We start from the raw sequence: 16,911 nt of genomic DNA, 5'->3' as shown, positions 1-16,911 counted from the left end.
TCAAGGTGGGGTGTGACGGAAAGTGACCATTATACCGGCCAGGGGCCGCGAAGCTTGAGCACCTTGTCGCGCAGCGCCTCCGGCGTGGCCTGTGCTGGCGCGACCGGCTCTCCGATCACCAGTTCGAGCCGATTTAGAATGCCGCGCTTGAACGGACGCGTCATCGCTGCTCCGCCGTGTCGCGAGAAAAAACTTCCCCATAGCCCGCGCAACGCCATCGGCACCACCGGCACCGGCGAACGCTCGATAATACGTTGCACCCCTTGCCGGAAAGCCTGCAATTCGCCCGAGGCGGTCAGTTTGCCCTCCGGAAAGATGCACACCACGTCGCCCGCATCGAGCGCCTTGGCGATGTCTCCGTAAGCGCGCTCCAGACCCGCCGCATCCTCATGGGCCGGTGCAATGGGAATGGCCCCAACGGTTCGGAAGAACCAGGACAACACCGGGATTCGAAAAATCCGGTGGTCCATCACGAAGCGAACCGGCCGCCGAATCGACGCACCGATTACCACCGCATCGGCAAAGCTCACGTGATTGCACACCAGCACGCAGGGTCCCTCGCCGGGAATCTGATCGGCGCCTTTAACGTCGATCCGATAGACGGTGTGGAGCATCAGCCACATCACGAACCGGATCAGGAACTCCGGCAATAGCGTGTACAGATAAACCGCCACCAGCGCGTTCAGAATCCCGATCACGAGATACAACTGGTCTATGGTGAATCCCGCTTTGGTGAGCAGCATCGCCATGATGGCGGACACCACCATGAACAGCGCGTTAAGAATATTGTTAGCCGCAATGATGCGCGCACGATGCGATGACTTGCTGCGACTCTGGATCAAGGCATATAACGGCACGCTATAGAATCCGGCGAACATGGCCAGCAGGAACAAATCCCCCAGAACGCGCCAATGTCCTGGTTGCACAACGAATTGCCCGACGCTTTGCAGCGCAGCGCCGCCGACACCGCCCTGGCTCGCAAAATACAGATCGACGGCAAACACGGTCATACCGATCGAGCCGAACGGCACCAGCCCGATTTCTACCTTGCCGCCCGACAAACGCTCGCATAGCAGCGATCCGACGCCGATACCCACGGAGAACATGGCGAGCAGCAGCGTGACGACATCGGGGTTCGCACCGAGCACGTCCCGCGCAAAATTGAAAAACGAGGCGAGGAACGTGGCACCGAGAAACCAGAGCCACGAGATACCGAGCAGACTCTGGAACACTGCACGGTCGGTGCGCGCGATGCGCAGATTTCTCCATGTCTCGGTGAACGGGTTCCAGTTGATCCGCAGATCCGGTTGCGCCGCCGGCGTCTGGGGCACCCACGTCGATATGAGCCGTCCGAGCACGGCCAGCGCGACGCAGACCCCGCCAATCCAGGGCAACGCCCCGCCGCCAAACGCGGCCATCTCTCCACCGATGATCGTGCCGACGAGGATCGCGACAAAGGTGCCCATCTCGACCAGCCCATTGCCGCCCACCAACTCGTGGTTCGCGAGATGCTGAGGCAGATACGCGTACTTCACGGGCCCGAACAACGTCGAATGCAGCCCCATAAGGAAGGTGCACAAGTAGAGCAACGGCGCGCTCGTCCAGACGAATCCGGCCGCACCGACGACCATGATGGCGATCTCGAGCGTTTTGACGAAACGGATCAGGCGCGCCTTGTCCCACTTGTCGGCGATCTGACCGCTGGTCGCCGAAAACAGCAGGAATGGCGCAATGAAAATGGCGGAGATGAGGAACGCCGCGGTCTTGCCGTCGACGTCCTGAAACAACGATGCGTGGTAAGTGACGAGCGACGTGAACGCGATCTTGAACACGTTGTCGTTCATCGCGCCCAGGAACTGCGTCCAGAAGAACGGGGCGAACCGGCGCTCCCTGAGCAGTCGTGATTGATGGCCGTCGCCGCGAGCCTCGCGCTGACCGGCCTCGCTCACTTTACGTTTTCCGCTTCCTCGGCCGGCCAGTCGCGAATGTAGGCCTTGAGCATGCGGTTCTCGAACGATTGCTCTTCGACAACGGCGCGGGCCACATCGTAGAAGGAAATCACGCCCATGAGCGTGCGGCTCTCCATGACCGGCAGATAACGCGCGTGACGCTCGAGCATCATGCGACGCACCTCGTTCACGTCGGTCTCGGGGGTGCAGGTGAGCGGATGATCGTCCATGATCTTGCGAATCGTGGAGGTGCCCACCGTGCCACCATTCTTGCTGATCGTATTGATGATTTCGCGGAACGTGAGCATGCCCACGAGGTCGCCGTACTCCATCACGACGAGTGAGCCGATGTCATGCTCGGCCATCGTGTCGACGGCATCGGCCAGCGAAGTTTCCGGGGTGACGGTGAAAAGGGTGTTGCCCTTTACTTTCAGAATGTCAGACACACGCATGGCACACACTCCTCTTTGTGTTACTCGGGCGAACGTAGCGGAACGCTGCCGCCGAATGTCGCCGAATGCCGCCCGACCTCAGCTTGCGAGACGGAACGCCGATGCGTACGCCCGCTGTCTCCGTGTCAAATGGCGATTGGAACCTGTTCGATGGATGCTATCGGAAAGCGTCCGAAAAGGAAAGGCGAATGGCGCTCCCATGACCGTGCGATGCGGGTTTTCGGCCGATTCTGCGGGTGGCATCGGACAACGCCTTACCTCGGACATCGGACAACACCGCAATTTCCCTGACGGACCTCACAAAGCCTGCCGCCGCGCCCAAGGGTGGTGCTAGGATTGCCGTATACGTAAAGTCTGCATCGTGCATTAGTCGGGCAGGCAGGACCGGCGTTGCTCATGTAGCCACTGCGCGGCCATTGCGCTAAGGACTGCATCAGCGACTGCATTTGCCACTGCATTTGCCACTGCATTAAGGGCCGCATTACCGACTGCAACAGCCACTGCGTGGTAGCCACAGTCACGTGCCGCCAGGGGGCGATGCCTGACGATCATGCGCGCATCGTTCGGATCCACTTCTCACCATCAGCGAGGCCTTCTCCGACATGTCAGTTCCGCACTTCGACACGCTTGCCCTTCACGCCGGGGCGGCTCCCGACCCGGCCACCGGGGCACGTGCCACGCCGATCTATCAGACCACCTCGTTCGTCTTTTCCGATGCCGATCAGGCGGCTGCCCTGTTCAACATGGAGCGTGCCGGGCACGTTTATTCGCGCATCTCCAATCCGACGAACGCGGTCTTCGAGGAGCGCATGGCCGCACTGGAAAACGGTGTTGGCGCGATTGCCACGGCCAGTGGGCAAGCGGCGCTGCATCTGGCAATCGCCACGTTGATGGGCGCGGGTTCGCACATCGTTGCATCGAGCGCGCTGTACGGCGGTTCCCACAACCTCCTCCATTACACGCTGCGCCGATTCGGCATCGAGACGACGTTCGTGCGTCCCGGCGACATCGATGCCTGGCGTGCCGCCGTTCGCCCCGAAACCCGGCTGTTCTTCGGCGAGACGCTCGGCAATCCCGGACTGGATGTGCTCGACATCGCACAGGTCAGCGCCATCGCACACGATGCCGGGGTGCCCTTGCTCGTCGACAGCACCTTCACCACGCCATGGCTCATCCGCCCGTTCGAGCACGGCGCGGACCTCGTGTATCACTCGGCGACCAAGTTCCTGGGCGGGCACGGCACGACCATCGGGGGCGTGTTGGTCGACGGCGGCACATTCGATTTCGAGAAAAGCGGCAAATTTCCCGAACTGACCGAGCCATACGAAGGTTTCCACGGCATGGTCTTCGCCGAGGAAAGCTCCGTCGCGCCGTTCCTGCTGCGTGCGCGCCGCGAAGGACTGCGTGACTTCGGCGCGTGCCTGCATCCGCAGGCGGCATGGCAACTGCTGCAAGGTGTCGAGACGCTGCCGCTGCGCATGGAACGTCACGTGGACAACGCGCGTCGGGTCGTTGAATTTCTGGCGAGTCATGAGGCCGTGGCAAGCGTCGCCTACCCTGAGTTGCCCTCTCACCCCGACTACGCGCTGGCAAAACGCCTGCTGCCGCGCGGCGCGGGTGCCGTATTCAGCTTCAACCTCAAGGGCGACCGTGAAGCCGGTCGACGCTTCATCGAGGCATTGCAGTTGTTCTCACATCTCGCCAACGTGGGGGACGCACGCTCGTTGGTCATTCACCCGGCGTCCACCACGCACTTCCGCATGGACGCCGCCGCCCTCGCGGGCGCGGGCATCGGCGAAGGCACAGTGCGTCTGTCCATCGGACTCGAAGACCCCGACGACCTGATTCAGGATCTCAAGCGGGGCCTGAAAGCCGCAGTCAAACCGGCGTCGAAGGGGCAAGGTCGATGAATTTCGAAATCGCAGGTCAAAACGTCTACGCTTACACCGGCGGAAAACCGTTGCTTCGGACACAGCCGACGGTCGTGTTCCTTCACGGCGCTCAGCACGATCACAGCGTCTGGGCCCTGCAGAGCCGCTATCTGGCGCATCACGGCATGAACGTGCTTGCACTGGACCTGCCCGGTCATCATCGAAGCACCGGCGCACCGCTCACGTCGATTGGCGAGATGGCCGATTGGGTAGTCTCGGTGCTGAACGCGGCGGGCATCGACACCGCCGCATGGGTCGGTCACAGCATGGGCTCGCTGATCGCGCTCGATGCAGCGACGCGGCATGCCGAACGCGTGACGCGCATCGCGCTCGTGGGCACCGCCTACCCGATGAAGGTCTCCGACACATTGCTGGAAGCCGCCGCAGAGCGCGAGCCAAGCGCCATTGCCATGGTGAATGCGTGGTCGCACAGCACGTTGGCGGCCAAGCCGTCGGCGCCGGGGCCGGGATTCTGGACGTGGGGCGGCAATCAACGCTTGATGGAGCGCGTCGCGCAACGCAACCCCGCAAAGGTGTTTCTCACGGATTTTGAAGCGTGCAATGGCTATGACCGGGGCACGGATGTGGCCGCTGGCATTCGGTGCCCGGTGCTTGCCGTACTCGGAAAACGTGATCAGATGACACCGCCACGCGCTGCCCAGGCGCTGCTCGATGCCTTGCGCGAGGCCGGCGTACCGGTGACGACGGCGATCGTCGACGCCGGCCACGCCACCATGTCGGAACAGCCCGACGCGCTGCTCGATGCGCTCAACCGGTTTATGCGAGATTGAGCGAAATGGGGCGAAACGGGGAGAGATGAAGCGAAACTGCGTGAATGTTAGCGCGACTGCCCCCCCGTCGACGTTGCGCCCCGGCAGATAGACAAGGAGGCCTGCCATGAATCAGGGTGAAAGTGAAAAGCGGGATCCCCCGTCGGCCGCGCGAACTTTCGAGCGGTTTGCGGATTTTTACCCGTTCTATCTCGGTGAACACCGGAACGCCACCTGTCGCCGCCTGCATTTCGTCGGCTCGTGGGGTGTCATCGCCTTTCTGGTCACGTTCGCGCTCACGGGTGACGGATGGTGGCTGCTCGCGGCGATCGTTTGTGGTTACGCGTTCGCGTGGGTCGGCCATTTCTTCTTCGAAAAAAACCGACCGGCCACGTTTCGTCACCCGATTTACAGCCTCATGGGCGACTGGGTGATGTTTCGCGATATCTGCGTGGGGCGCATCAAGCTTTAGGGTGTCGTCGGGTCGGACTGCCGGCCCCGGCCGACATTGGCGTTGGCGGACTTGCTGGCCTCGGCGTCGTCATCAGCACCAGCTTCCGCTTCCGTAGCATCCAGCGAAGCGTCGCGGGGCAGCGCATCGGCCAGGGAAACGTCCCACTTCCCTTCACGAAGGATATCGGCCACGTGCGCGCCGTCCAGCGCATGACGCTCCATTTGCCGCGCCAGTTCGTCGACATTGAGCGCGAGTTGGGCAACGAGCGGCGAGAGCGTCGTCGTGCGCGGGTTGGCCAACAACAGCCAGCGTTCGGCGGGTGGTTGCATGGTGAGGCGTCCGACCCAGCCCATGCGTTCGAGCCGGCCCAGCAAGTCGCCGGCATGCTCCAGACTCGTGCGCATCAGACGCGCCAGCTGCTGAGTCGTGTAGCCGCCCCCGCCCGCCTCGCGATCCTGATTGAGCAGATGGATGAGTGTGAGACCGTCGAGCAGATCGCTTCCTGGGAAGCGCGGGTATTGGAAATGCCCCAGGCGCAATGCCGGCAGCACCGACGTAATCGTCGCACCGGCCAGCGCCACGAGCCACGACAGGTAAATCCACAGCAAGAAGATCGGCACCGCGGCGAACGCGCCATAGACAGCGGTATATGTCGGAAACTGACGGATATACAGGCCGAAGCCGCGCTTGGTCAGATCGAAAGCCAGGGCAGCCACTACACCGCCGACGAGCGCGTCACGCCAATCCACTTTGCAGTTCGGCATGTAGACGTACATCAGCATGAATGCCACGCTCGTCAAGGCCAGCGGGATCAGACTCAGCATCGACGCCACAGCCGGGGGCAGCGTGCTCACGAGCGACATCGACTGCGTGAAGATGTACGAACTGATCGAGAGACTCACGCCAAAGAGTAGCGGCCCCAGCGTGAGCAGGCTCCAGTAAATCAATAGCCGCTGGGCCAGCGGGCGCGGACGCGGCACGCGCCAGATCACGTTGAAGGCCGATTCGATCGTCATCAAGGTCAGCACGGCGGTTACCAGCAAACCGATCAAGCCGAACGCCGTCAGGCTCTTCGCCTTCGACGCGAATTGATTGAGATAGCTGAAGATCTGCGCATTGACGCTTTCGGGCATCAAATGCTCGAGCAGGAAGCTCTGCAGCGCGTCGCGAAACGAATTGAAGATCGGAAAGGCCGTGAACAAGGCGAACATCACGGCGAAGAGCGGCACGATCGACAGGATCGACGTAAACGTCAGACTGCCCGCCACTTGCGGAATCCGATCGTCCTGCGCGCGCGCTAGCGCGTACCTCAGCAGTTGGCGAACGTGACTCCAGTTGATGCGGGACAATTTGCGCAAATCGGGCTCCTCGGCGAGAACATGGGTACGACATCGGCGCGACGCGCGGGCGCTGCAAGCGCGGGATCGGCATGCCCCCGGAGTCGGAAGACGACGAGACATGCCGGCAGGCATGAGACGCTTCGCACTTCGCTACGCGTCTTCAAGGCGTCACACCATTAGGAACGCCCTATAATACCCGCACTTTTCGCGGGCTTTTCACTCCGGACACAAGGTTTTGGCGCGTTTGCCGCCCGAGTGCCCGACTTTCGGCCCGCACCTGACCGCTCGAATCACCTTCATGACCGAAATCCTCGTCCTGTACTACAGCCGTCACGGCACGACCGCGCAACTCGCTCAGTGCATCGCCGCGGGTATCGACAGCGTGCCGGGCGCGCAGGCGCGCGTGCGCACCGTGCCGGCGGTGTCCACAGTATGCGAAGCCAGTGCGCCGGACATTCCCGACAGCGGCCCGCCGTATGTGGAATTGCACGATCTCGAAGCGTGCGCCGGTCTCGCCCTGGGCTCGCCCACGCGCTTCGGCAATATGGCCGCAGCCCTGAAGTACTTCCTCGACGGCACGACGCCGCAGTGGTTGTCAGGCGCGCTCGCGGGCAAGCCGGCCTGCGTGTTCACGTCCAGCGCAAGCCTGCACGGCGGGCAGGAAAGCACGCTGCTTTCGATGATGATTCCGCTGTTGCACCATGGCATGTTGCTCATGGGACTGCCGTACACCGAACCCGCGCTGAGCAGCACGCGCACCGGCGGCTCGCCTTATGGCGCAACGCACTTCGCTCATGACGGCAACCCGCTCTCGGCGGACGAACGTCAGCTCGCGACGGCACTCGGCGCGCGACTCGCACGCGCCGCCTGCAAACTGGCAGAATGAGCGTTCATCATGTATCGACGTCCCTGTCGGTCCTGATCGCGTCGACCGTCGGCCCGAATGGGGTGGCGAGTTCCGGACCGGCGCATAGATCGAAGGGGCGCAATGCGTCGTCTTGCGTCAATCCGTTGCCCGCTTTCTGCTCGCCCGTCAGCACGCAGTAACATCGGCCTCAGAACATCGGCCTGAGAATAGCGGCCTGAGAATAACGGCCTGGGAATAGCGGCCTCAGAATTCGGCCTCGGAATACCGACCGGCCCCAGAGACAAGCCAATGACTGTTACACCGCCCGACCCGTCACATGAGGCAGTACGAGACAACACCCATCGACGCAGCGCCGATTCGCGCAACGCTCGATGGCTGCGACAGGTTAGCGTCGCGAGCCTGCTGGCGCTGATTGCGCTGTCGGTCGCGTGGGAGTTGTGGCTGGCGCCGCTGCGCCCGGGCGGTTCCTGGCTCGTACTCAAGGCTGTATTGCTGCTGTTGCCGTTGCGCGGCGTGCTGCGCGGTAATCTCTACACGCTGCAGTGGTCGAGCATGTTCATCCTCCTGTTTCTCGCCGAAGGCGTGGTGCGCGGCATGACCGATACCGGCGCGTCGGCCTCGCTCGCCTGGATCGAAACGCTGCTCTCGCTCGTCTTCTTCCTGGCGACGATCTGCTATTTGCGACCGTTCAAGCGCGCCGCCAAAGCCCGTGCGGCGCAAGCGCGGTAGTCGGACCTGGCGACGCCCATGACGAGCGCCATGCCTTTACCGTCGACCGGGGGCTTCGCGTACGCCCCAAATGCGCCGAACGCCCTGAATGCAACCGTGGCGACGCCTACCCTGCCATGAACGACTCAGCTTTCCTTACCGCCTGTCGCGACTTGCTCGGTCGCGACCATGTACTGCAAGACCACGTTGACACGAGCGGCTACCTCACGGATCAACGCAAACGCTATGTGGGTAACGCCCTCGCCGTGATGCGCCCTGCCGACGCCGCCCAGGTTGCCGCGCTCGTACGACTGTGCGTTGCGCACGGCGTGCCGATGGTGCCGCAAGGCGGCAATACCGGTCTCGCCGGCGGCGCCACGCCCGACGCGAGCGGACGCCAGATCGTCGTCAGTCTGCGACGGCTGGACCGCATCCGTCAGGTGGACGCCGATAACATGACCCTCACCGCCGAGGCCGGCTGCCTGCTGGCCAATGTGCAGGCGGCCGCTGCCGCTCATGAACGCCTTTTCCCGTTGAGCCTCGCCGCCGAAGGCAGTTGCACCATCGGCGGCAATCTCGCCACGAACGCGGGCGGCACGGCGGTGCTGCGTTACGGCAATGCCCGCGAGCTGTGTCTCGGGTTGGAAGTTGTCACGCCGCAAGGCGAGCTGTGGGATGGCCTGCGCGGCTTGCGCAAGGACAACACCGGTTACGATCTGCGTGACATTTTCATCGGCGCGGAAGGCACGCTGGGCCTGATCACGGCGGCGACGCTAAAACTCTTTGCCCAGCCCGTCGCTCGCATGACCGCACTCGCCGCCCTCGACAGCCCGGCACACGCGCTCGCGCTGCTCAATCTCGCCCAACGCATGGCCGGTCCCCTGCTAACGGGCTTCGAACTGATGTCGGATTTCTGCCTGAAGCTCGTGGCGCAGGTTTTCGAACAGCAGCGCTACCCCTTTGCGCAACCCTATGCCCAATCGGTGTTGCTCGAACTGTCGGACAACGAAAGCGAGTCTCACGCGCGCGATCTGCTGGAGCGCATCCTCAATAGCGCCATCGACCAAGGGATCGTGCGCGACGCCATCGTCGCGAACAGTCTCACGCAATCGAACGCGCTCTGGCATTTGCGCGAGAGCATTCCCCTGGCGCAATCCGCAACGGGACTCAACATCAAGCACGATATCGCGGTGCCGGTCTCGCAGGTCCCGGCCTTCATTGCCGCGACCGACCCGATCGTGCAACGCATCGCCCCCGGCGCCCGCATGGTGACATTCGGCCATCTCGGCGACGGCAATCTGCATTACAACGTGATGGCGCCCGAGGGCGTCGATCCCGCCAGCTTTCTCAAGCAACACCAAACGCAGGTGACGGCAGCCGTGCATGACAGCGTGCATGCCCACCGCGGCACGATCAGTGCGGAGCATGGCCTCGGTCAGTTCAAGCGCGAAGCGTCTGCCCGCTACAAATCGCCCGTGGAAATCGCATTGATGCGAGCGATCAAGGCGGCAGTCGATCCGCTCGGGTTGATGAACCCCGGCAAGGTGCTGCCGGACTGACGTCGGCGGACGGCGCGCTCCGCATGGCGATTCGCATTCAAAAATCGCCAAATTTCGGAGAAATGTCGTCAATTTCGCGACAAAACGGCGCAGAACCTGGCCATTTCCTTTACAGACACGCGCCAAATCCCTAAAATCGATGCTTTCCAATTACGACGGAGTTTTCCGTGGGCAGTTGCTCTAGTAGCACGCAAGCGTCGGCAAAGACCGACAACGCGTTGGCCCGGTAACCCGCAGTCGTCACAGACTGCCGCTGCCGGCCCGCAATGCCGCAGCGGTAGTGCATCGATCGCACCGAGTTTCGATGGCGTTCAGGCCATGCAGTACCTCTGGTAGCGATCCGGTTTTCGCGCGTTTTTCGTAGTTTTCGTACTTTTCGCTTTTTCTAGCGTTACGCGCGCTCCCGCATCGACCCGCAGTTCAGCGTTTGTTTGCCGGATGGGCATCCCTCATCCGGCACAAGGCACGCCCAAAGCACCGCAATGCGTCCGACATGTCACCGTCGATCGCCAGCAGTGCCCAGAAGCCTGCCGACGCTTGCGTCGAATTTACGCATCGCACGTGGTTTCGCGCGTTGGTTCCCCCGCCGGGCGATCTGACGTTGCGAGAAGCGACGCGCCATGCACACGCCAAGCCCCGGCATCCGCCGTCTCAGGCCCTTGTTTCAGGAGGACACCATGACGCTGCAATTGCTTATCCCTTCGCTGTTCGACCGTGCGCGCGCACGCCTGTCGACAAAGCCAGCGCCGACGTCGAACTTCGCCGCCTCGAACCGCATCGCGGGGCAGGCGGCCGCCACGCAGACGGCGCAACCGACGCCGCAATACCGCCTGGTAGTACTGACGCTGGCCTCGAAGGCCGACGCAATCGATGCGGCGGTATGCAACGCCTTGCGCACCCAGCGGATCTCGCCCGAGACGGCGACCCGTACCAATCGCTCGGGCGGCTATCTGCTCGAACTCGACTATGTCCTGCGGTGCGACCGGGGCCGCCGCGCCGCACTCGTCCACCTCGTCTCCACGCTAGGCGACACCGCCGGCGTGCGTGCCATTCGCTGGGAAACCGCGACGCAACCGGTTTCGCGCTGAGCCCCCCACACATCGACGCCCTTCGGCCCGGCGATCCCCGACACGCACATGTCGAGGGGCGCCGGGCCGTTCCTTTTTCGCAGGACTCAAACCTGCACGTTCACGTATAGGTTGTGCTATGATCCGGTCATCGTTTGATCGGAGGCACCCCAATGTCCGCAGATCTCGCTCCCGACTCCCCTGCTGCAGGCCCCTCCGATGCACCGGAAGGCGACGCCGCGTTGCTCACCGTCGGCCAGGCGGCTGCCGCCCTTGGCGTCACCGCCCGTACGTTGAAGTATTACGAGGAACTGAATCTCGTCGTTCCCGCACGCAGCGGCGGCCATTACCGCATGTACACGCAAGCCGATCTGGCAACGTTCGGCCGCATTTTGCGTATGCGCTCGCTCGGTTTCTCCATTGCGGCGATCACGGAAATGCTCAAACGCCCCCGCCGGATGGTCGAGGCGGGCAAATCCCGAATGAACGAGGAGGACCTGCAAGCGGTGCGCGAAGCGCTGACCTCCCAGCTCGAAACGCTGCGCGAGCGCACGGCGCAGGTGCGACGTGAATTGCGTGACGCGGAAAAGCTCGAAGCGCAGATCGCGCACGATCTCCAATACATCGAGCAGCGTCTGCGCGGCGTGCCTGCCGATGAACTGCTGGCTGAGCGCGCGGCGAAAGCGCACAAGGCGTCTTCGCGATAACTTGAACTGCCCGCCCCGACTTGGACTCGGCCCCGCTCGCTCTTGAATCATCCCGGCATCGCACCCACCCCATGACATCCGTCGCCCCGCCCACAGACAACGCCACCGCTGCCTCTGCGCCTCCGCGCGGGCCGACATCCGGTGGCACCGGCGGTACCGGTGGCGGTGGCGCCGACCCGCTGCGCCCCATGCGCGTAGAAGCCTATCGCTATGCGCTGGGCCTGATCCCCGGTCTCGAGTTCTTCGAAAACGCACTGCTCGTCTACTTCGCCGTCTACGTGTCAGGCGGCGTCGATGCGTCGCCCAAGGAATTCGTGTGGATGACGACGGCGTACGGAATCGCATCCGTGCTCGCGATTCTTAAACAACAATGGTTCGTCGAGCGCATCGGCTATCGACGCTATCTCAGCGCGTCGTTGCTGCTTTACGCTTGCGGCGCCATGCTCGCCGGCACCAGCGAGGGCGTCACACAACTCGTGATTGCGCGTGCCTTTCAGGGCTTTTGCGCCGGCAGCTGGATGAGTTCGTGCCGCATTCTCGCGCAGGTCAGCGTGCCGGCGGAGCGCCGCGGCAAGGCGATTCAGACGTTCGCCCTGCTACTGTTCACGGGGTCTGCGGCAGCACCATTGATCGGCGGATGGCTTGTGTCCGAATACACGTGGCGCACGCTGTTCCTGTGCACCGCCCCGCCTGCCGTCCTGCTTGCCGGTCTGGCCTGGTTTGCCGTGCCCGACGTCGGCCGTCTGCGCGATCGCGCGGCGGGCGGGCGCTATCCGTTCGCGCCGTTCATGGCCTTCGCGCTCGCCATGGGCGCGTTTCAGGTCGTGCTCCAGGAGATGCGCTACACACTTTGGCTGCAAACGCCCGTTCTCCCGCTGCTGACCGTGGTTGGCGTAGGCGCACTGGTGTGGTTCGGCTACCACCAGTGGCAGCATCCGGCGCCGTTCATTCGTCTGCAGTCGCTGCGCCGGCGCGAGTTTCAGGTGGGGCTGCTGCTCTATGCCGCCTACTACTACCTGGCGAACACGCAGAGCTACCTGATGCCGCGCCTGCTCGAACAGGGCCTCGGTTTTACGGTGCAACACACCGGCCAGTTGCTCGGCTACTCGGCACTACTCACGGTCATGCTTCTGCTCGTCTACTTCCGCATCGCGAAGTTCATCACGCACAAGAAGCTGCTGATCGTGAGCGGCTTTCTGATGACGATCGCGACCAGTCTCTGGCTCGGCGCCATGCCGCCGAATGCAGGCCAGTCGCAGCTCTACGGCGTGCTCGCACTCAAGGCGGTGTTCGGCATCTTTACCGTGCTGCCAGTGGCCAACCTGACGTTTCGCACCTTCGATCACGAGAGTTTCGTCCATGGCTATCGGTTGAAGAACATACTTCGCCAGCTCTCCGGCTCGTTTGCGGTGTCCACCATCGTCGCCTTCGAACAACATCGCGAGGCCCTGCATCGCACCCGGCTCACGGAAGTCGCCAATCCCTACAACCCGATCTTCGCCCAGACGCTGGAGTCGCTGGCCAATGCACTCACCCACGCCGGCGTTACCGCCTCGCAGGCGCATGGGGCCGCGCTCGCGCAAATTGCCCAGATGATTCAACGTCAGGCGTCGTTTCTCTCGTTCATCGACGGCTTTCACTTCATCGCCATCGTGGCGTTGTGCGGCGCGATTTTTGCGGCAATCCAGAAGCAGCTAAATTAGAATCTGTGCGTCATTGCACTCGCATGCACACCGCTCAACCTCGCCCGGCCCAATTTGGCAACGCCTGTCATGCTCAAGACTCTGCTCGCCAGTCTCGGACTCTCCCACCACACCAGGACCATCGACGATGCCGTCTGGCACGAGGTCGTGAGCGCATTGCCGTTTCTCGCCAGACGAAGCGCTGCCGACCTGGCCAAGCTTCGGACATTGGCCGCCGAGTTCCTGGCTGGCAAGCACTTCTCCACCGCACACGATCTGGCGCTGACGGACGCCATGTGCGTCTCCGTGGCCGCGCAGGCCTGCCTGCCGATCCTCAATCTGCCGTCGGCGCTGTACCGGGGGTGGACCGGCATCGTGCTGTATCCGGGCGAATTTCTGATTCGCAAGACGGTGCAGGACGAAGCGGGCGTCGTACACGATGTCGAGCAGGAGGCGAGCGGCGAGGCATGGGACGGCGGTCCCGTCGTGCTGTCGTGGCAGGACGTGCAGGCCAGCGACGTGCTGGCGTACAACGTCGTCATCCACGAGTTCGCGCACAAGATCGATATGGAAGACGGCGAAGCCGACGGCGTGCCGCCCATGTTGCGGCGTCTGCACGGCGATCTGACGACCGGGACATGGTGCGAGGTCTTCGACCCGGCCTACGAGGCGTTCTGCCACCAGGTGGCGAGCGTGCCGGAGGCCGAGTGGGACGCCTTCGCATCGACGTCCCTGATCGATCCGTATGCCACGGAACACGAGTCGGAGTTTTTCGCCGTATGCACCGAAGCCTTCTTCGTCGCCCCAGAGGCCTTTCTCGCCGAATATCCGACCTTGTACGCGCTCTTTTCACGCTATTTCCTGCAAGATCCGGCGGCGCAGCACTCCACGCCGCCCGACGGCCAGGAGCCCCTGCCGCCCGGCGCTGCCGCAACCCCATGAAAACTTTGCGAAAATCGGGATTTTCATGGCATAATGCGCGTTTTCCAAATCCGGAAAGTGGTTGACGCGTTTCCCGTCGCAAGGCGGCGATGGCGTTAGCGGGCAAGGGGCTCGCGCAGACTGGCTACCGACTTAACTCAAGGTCCATCATGAAAGAAGGCATTCACCCGAATTACCGCGAAGTCGTGTTCAAGGACATGACCCCGGGCATCGACTTCCAGTTCATCTCGCGCTCGACGATCCAGACGAAGGAAACCATCGAAGTCGATGGCAAGGAATACCCGCTCGTGAAGCTGGATACGTCGTCGGCATCGCACAACTTCTACACCGGCGAAACCCGCATCATGGATGCTGAAGGTCGCGTCGACAAGTTCAAGAAGAAGTTCGGCGCCCGCGCCGGCGGCAAGGTCGCCTAAGTTTGGCGATACACCGCGCAACGCGATGCGGGGCCTGACAGACGTTTGCAGGCCAGCGCATCAGGGGCAATACCCCCGCGTTGCGAAAAGCTTTGGAAAGGGCAGCTCAGGCTGCCCTTTTTTCTTGGTTCTGCCCTGCGCCACACCACCGGTTACTGTCATACTGTCGGCTTTTCCGGGTACCCCGGGTGCGCCTGTGCGATGACATACCGAGCGTCGCTGCGGGCTTGACCACGAGTTTGCCCGCGCGCCGATTCCGGCCCGCTCCTCAGTTTTCCCGATCCGGCCATCCCGCCGGTCCTGCCGTACTGCCTATGAAACGAGTTCGCATCACCGCCTCCGCTACCAGCGCGCTACCGCGTTCGCTGCTGATCGCCATTTGCGTCATTTATGTGCTGGCGGGGTTGTTTGGTCGCGACCCGTGGAAAAACGAAGACGCTGCCGGGTTCGGCATCATGTGGACGATGGCCCACGGCCATCTGGCAGACTGGCTGCTGCCGAACATTGCCGGCAAGCCGATTTACGACAACGGCCCGCTCGTCTCGTGGCTGGGCGCGCTCGCCATCCGCGCCTTCTCCTGGCTCGATGCTCCCGACGCCGCACGCATCGTCACGGGTCTTTGCTTCTACATTACGTGCACGTTCATCTGGTATGGCACCTATCTGCTCGGCCGCCGCCCGGAAGTCCAACCGTTCAAATACGCCTTCGGCGGGGAACCGGAACCCCGCGACTACGGCCGCACGCTGGCTGACGGCGCGCTGCTGATTCTGCTCGCCTGCTTCGGGCTGGCCGAGCGCGGCCATGAGACGACGGCCACGGTCGGCCAACTCACGCTCATCTCGATGGCGATCTACGGTCTCGTACGGAGCCTCGACAAGCCGCGCCAGGGCGCCGTGTGGTTCGGTCTGGCACTGGGCGGCATGGCGCTCGCGTCGTCGCCATTGATGACGCTCTCGCTGTGGATCGCCGGCGTCGTCGCGGCCATCGTTTGCCGGGCGCTGCCGCTGCGCATGTTGTTGCTGGTCTCCACGCCGATCACACTGCTCATTGCCTGCACCTGGCCGCTTGCCGCACTCAAGTTTGCCGACGGTGCGCGCCGCTGGCTCGGCGAATGGGCCGATATCGGCGTCGACGCTTTCAGTGGCCCGACACTCAGCTCGCTTAGCTACATCGCCAAGAACCTCGCGCTGTTCGCCTGGCCGGCGTGGCCGCTCGCCGCCTGGTCGCTGTATTCGTGGCGCGGCATGCGACGCGCGCCGCACATCGCGATCTCGCTCGTCTTTGCCGTGACCCTGCTGGTGCTGATCGTGTTGCAAGCACATCAGGGCAACCAGCTCTTCATGCTCGTGTTGCCGGCGCTCTCGATCATTGCCGCGTTCGGCCTGCCCACCCTCAAGCGCGGCACGGTCAACGCCATCGACTGGTTCGCCGTGCTGTCTTTTACCGTGCTGGCCGGCTTCGTGTGGATCGTCTGGCTGGCCGGTATTACGGGCTTCCCCGCCTCGACAGCACGCAACCTGCGGCGCCTGGTACCGGGCTTTCAGCCGGAATTCAGCTGGATCACGCTGATCAGCGCCCTCATCGTCACCGGCGCGTGGGTGGCACTGGTGGCGTGGCGGGTGTCGCGCAGCCCCAAGGTGCTGTGGCGCAGTGTGGTGCTCTCATCCGGCGGCACCACCCTCATGTGGGTGCTGCTCATGACGCTTTGGCTGCCGGTCGTGAACTACGGCAGAACGTATCGGGACGTGGCCGCACAAATCACGGCGCATCTGCCGGCCGACTACACCTGCATTCGCACGGCACGGGTGGGCGACGCACAGCTCGCGTCGTTCGCCTACTTCGGCAACATGCGCTTCGGCTCGTCCGACGACGATTGCGACGTGCTGCTGCGTCAGGATTCTCAGGACTACAGCGAACCACTGTCGCTCGCACCGTACGAATGGCGACAGCTGTGGGAGGGCCGCCGTGCGGCTGACCGCGACGAGCGCTTCCGCCTGTATGTGTTGCAAGAACGTCCCTGGCGGCGCGCAGCGCGCCCGCGCTGATTGGCTGCAAACCCTACCGTC

Annotated in this window: 15 protein-coding genes; 12 read left to right on the top strand and 3 right to left on the bottom strand. The window is 63.2% G+C overall.

Features of this window, described 5'->3' with window-relative positions; genetic code table 11:
* Window positions 1–29 precede the first annotated feature (29 nt).
* Both PCA31118_RS01785 and PCA31118_RS01780 read right to left on the bottom strand, forming a co-directional pair.
* On the bottom strand, window positions 30–1,949 hold the full coding sequence (locus PCA31118_RS01785; RefSeq protein WP_150622422.1) for an MFS transporter: 1,920 nt from the start codon (window positions 1,947–1,949) through the stop codon (window positions 30–32).
* Window positions 1,946–2,401: a CBS domain-containing protein gene (locus PCA31118_RS01780; protein ID WP_150622420.1), complete on the bottom strand. Its 456-nt coding sequence runs from the start codon at window positions 2,399–2,401 to the stop codon at window positions 1,946–1,948. The genes PCA31118_RS01785 and PCA31118_RS01780 overlap by 4 nt, the downstream gene beginning before the upstream one ends.
* A gap of 602 nt (window positions 2,402–3,003) precedes the next feature.
* Here PCA31118_RS01780 and PCA31118_RS01775 point away from each other — a divergent pair.
* From PCA31118_RS01775 to PCA31118_RS01765, 3 genes are all read left to right on the top strand, one after another.
* The gene (locus PCA31118_RS01775) at window positions 3,004–4,311 is read left to right on the top strand and encodes an O-acetylhomoserine aminocarboxypropyltransferase (protein ID WP_150622418.1); all 1,308 of its coding nucleotides are present in this window, start codon (window positions 3,004–3,006) and stop codon (window positions 4,309–4,311) included.
* Window positions 4,308–5,123 carry an alpha/beta fold hydrolase gene (locus tag PCA31118_RS01770; protein WP_150622416.1) on the top strand — a complete coding sequence of 272 codons (816 nt, stop codon included), beginning with the start codon at window positions 4,308–4,310 and terminating at the stop codon, window positions 5,121–5,123. Before PCA31118_RS01775 ends, PCA31118_RS01770 begins: the two co-directional genes overlap by 4 nt.
* A gap of 106 nt (window positions 5,124–5,229) precedes the next feature.
* Window positions 5,230–5,574: an Mpo1-like protein gene (locus tag PCA31118_RS01765; RefSeq protein WP_150622414.1), complete on the top strand. Its 345-nt coding sequence runs from the start codon at window positions 5,230–5,232 to the stop codon at window positions 5,572–5,574.
* Here the strand turns inward: PCA31118_RS01765 and PCA31118_RS01760 are convergent.
* Window positions 5,571–6,914 (bottom strand): YihY family inner membrane protein, encoded by a 1,344-nt coding sequence (locus PCA31118_RS01760; RefSeq protein WP_246190007.1) that lies wholly within the window; start codon window positions 6,912–6,914, stop codon window positions 5,571–5,573. The genes PCA31118_RS01765 and PCA31118_RS01760 overlap by 4 nt on opposite strands.
* A 280-nt stretch (window positions 6,915–7,194) precedes the next feature.
* Between PCA31118_RS01760 and wrbA the strand changes: the two genes are divergently transcribed.
* From wrbA to PCA31118_RS01715, 9 genes are all read left to right on the top strand, one after another.
* Entirely contained in the window at window positions 7,195–7,782 is a 588-nt protein-coding gene (wrbA, locus tag PCA31118_RS01755) for an NAD(P)H:quinone oxidoreductase (protein ID WP_150622412.1), read from the top strand.
* 270 nt (window positions 7,783–8,052) lie between these two features.
* On the top strand, window positions 8,053–8,493 hold the full coding sequence (locus tag PCA31118_RS01750) for a DUF2069 domain-containing protein (protein ID WP_150622410.1): 441 nt from the start codon (window positions 8,053–8,055) through the stop codon (window positions 8,491–8,493).
* Window positions 8,494–8,609: 116 nt separating this feature from the next.
* The gene (locus tag PCA31118_RS01745; protein ID WP_150622408.1) at window positions 8,610–10,031 is read left to right on the top strand and encodes an FAD-binding oxidoreductase; all 1,422 of its coding nucleotides are present in this window, start codon (window positions 8,610–8,612) and stop codon (window positions 10,029–10,031) included.
* A 677-nt stretch (window positions 10,032–10,708) separates the two neighbouring features.
* Window positions 10,709–11,119, top strand: a complete 411-nt coding sequence (locus tag PCA31118_RS01740; RefSeq protein WP_150622406.1) for a hypothetical protein — start codon at window positions 10,709–10,711, stop codon at window positions 11,117–11,119.
* Between the two features lie 152 nt (window positions 11,120–11,271).
* On the top strand, window positions 11,272–11,805 hold the full coding sequence (locus PCA31118_RS01735) for a MerR family transcriptional regulator (protein WP_150622404.1): 534 nt from the start codon (window positions 11,272–11,274) through the stop codon (window positions 11,803–11,805).
* 71 nt (window positions 11,806–11,876) lie between these two features.
* Window positions 11,877–13,508, top strand: coding sequence for an MFS transporter (locus PCA31118_RS01730; protein ID WP_150622401.1), 1,632 nt, complete (start codon window positions 11,877–11,879; stop codon window positions 13,506–13,508).
* 69 nt (window positions 13,509–13,577) lie between these two features.
* Window positions 13,578–14,429, top strand: a complete 852-nt coding sequence (locus tag PCA31118_RS01725; protein ID WP_150622399.1) for a M90 family metallopeptidase — start codon at window positions 13,578–13,580, stop codon at window positions 14,427–14,429.
* Window positions 14,430–14,578: 149 nt separating this feature from the next.
* Complete coding sequence (locus PCA31118_RS01720; protein ID WP_044456172.1) at window positions 14,579–14,845, top strand: type B 50S ribosomal protein L31; 267 nt, start codon at window positions 14,579–14,581, stop codon at window positions 14,843–14,845.
* Window positions 14,846–15,159: 314 nt separating this feature from the next.
* Entirely contained in the window at window positions 15,160–16,890 is a 1,731-nt protein-coding gene (locus tag PCA31118_RS01715; RefSeq protein WP_150622397.1) for an ArnT family glycosyltransferase, read from the top strand.
* Window positions 16,891–16,911: the final 21 nt, after the last annotated feature.

The organism is Pandoraea captiosa, assembly GCF_902459775.1.
In the GTDB taxonomy this organism is placed as follows: domain Bacteria; phylum Pseudomonadota; class Gammaproteobacteria; order Burkholderiales; family Burkholderiaceae; genus Pandoraea; species Pandoraea captiosa.
The sequence above is the reverse complement of the archived record's forward strand: the minus strand, read 5'-3'. Positions and strand labels throughout refer to the sequence as shown.

Coding starts and splice junctions, on each gene's coding strand:
- PCA31118_RS01725 (WP_150622399.1), top strand. CDS start 13,578: ATGCTCAAGACTCTGCTCGCCAGTCTCGGACTCTCCCACCACACCAGG.
- PCA31118_RS01750 (WP_150622410.1), top strand. CDS start 8,053: ATGACTGTTACACCGCCCGACCCGTCACATGAGGCAGTACGAGACAAC.
- PCA31118_RS01765 (WP_150622414.1), top strand. CDS start 5,230: ATGAATCAGGGTGAAAGTGAAAAGCGGGATCCCCCGTCGGCCGCGCGA.
- PCA31118_RS01715 (WP_150622397.1), top strand. CDS start 15,160: ATGAAACGAGTTCGCATCACCGCCTCCGCTACCAGCGCGCTACCGCGT.
- PCA31118_RS01720 (WP_044456172.1), top strand. CDS start 14,579: ATGAAAGAAGGCATTCACCCGAATTACCGCGAAGTCGTGTTCAAGGAC.
- PCA31118_RS01780 (WP_150622420.1), bottom strand. CDS start 2,401: ATGCGTGTGTCTGACATTCTGAAAGTAAAGGGCAACACCCTTTTCACC.
- PCA31118_RS01730 (WP_150622401.1), top strand. CDS start 11,877: ATGACATCCGTCGCCCCGCCCACAGACAACGCCACCGCTGCCTCTGCG.
- PCA31118_RS01770 (WP_150622416.1), top strand. CDS start 4,308: ATGAATTTCGAAATCGCAGGTCAAAACGTCTACGCTTACACCGGCGGA.
- PCA31118_RS01745 (WP_150622408.1), top strand. CDS start 8,610: ATGAACGACTCAGCTTTCCTTACCGCCTGTCGCGACTTGCTCGGTCGC.
- PCA31118_RS01740 (WP_150622406.1), top strand. CDS start 10,709: ATGACGCTGCAATTGCTTATCCCTTCGCTGTTCGACCGTGCGCGCGCA.
- PCA31118_RS01735 (WP_150622404.1), top strand. CDS start 11,272: ATGTCCGCAGATCTCGCTCCCGACTCCCCTGCTGCAGGCCCCTCCGAT.
- PCA31118_RS01775 (WP_150622418.1), top strand. CDS start 3,004: ATGTCAGTTCCGCACTTCGACACGCTTGCCCTTCACGCCGGGGCGGCT.
- wrbA (WP_150622412.1), top strand. CDS start 7,195: ATGACCGAAATCCTCGTCCTGTACTACAGCCGTCACGGCACGACCGCG.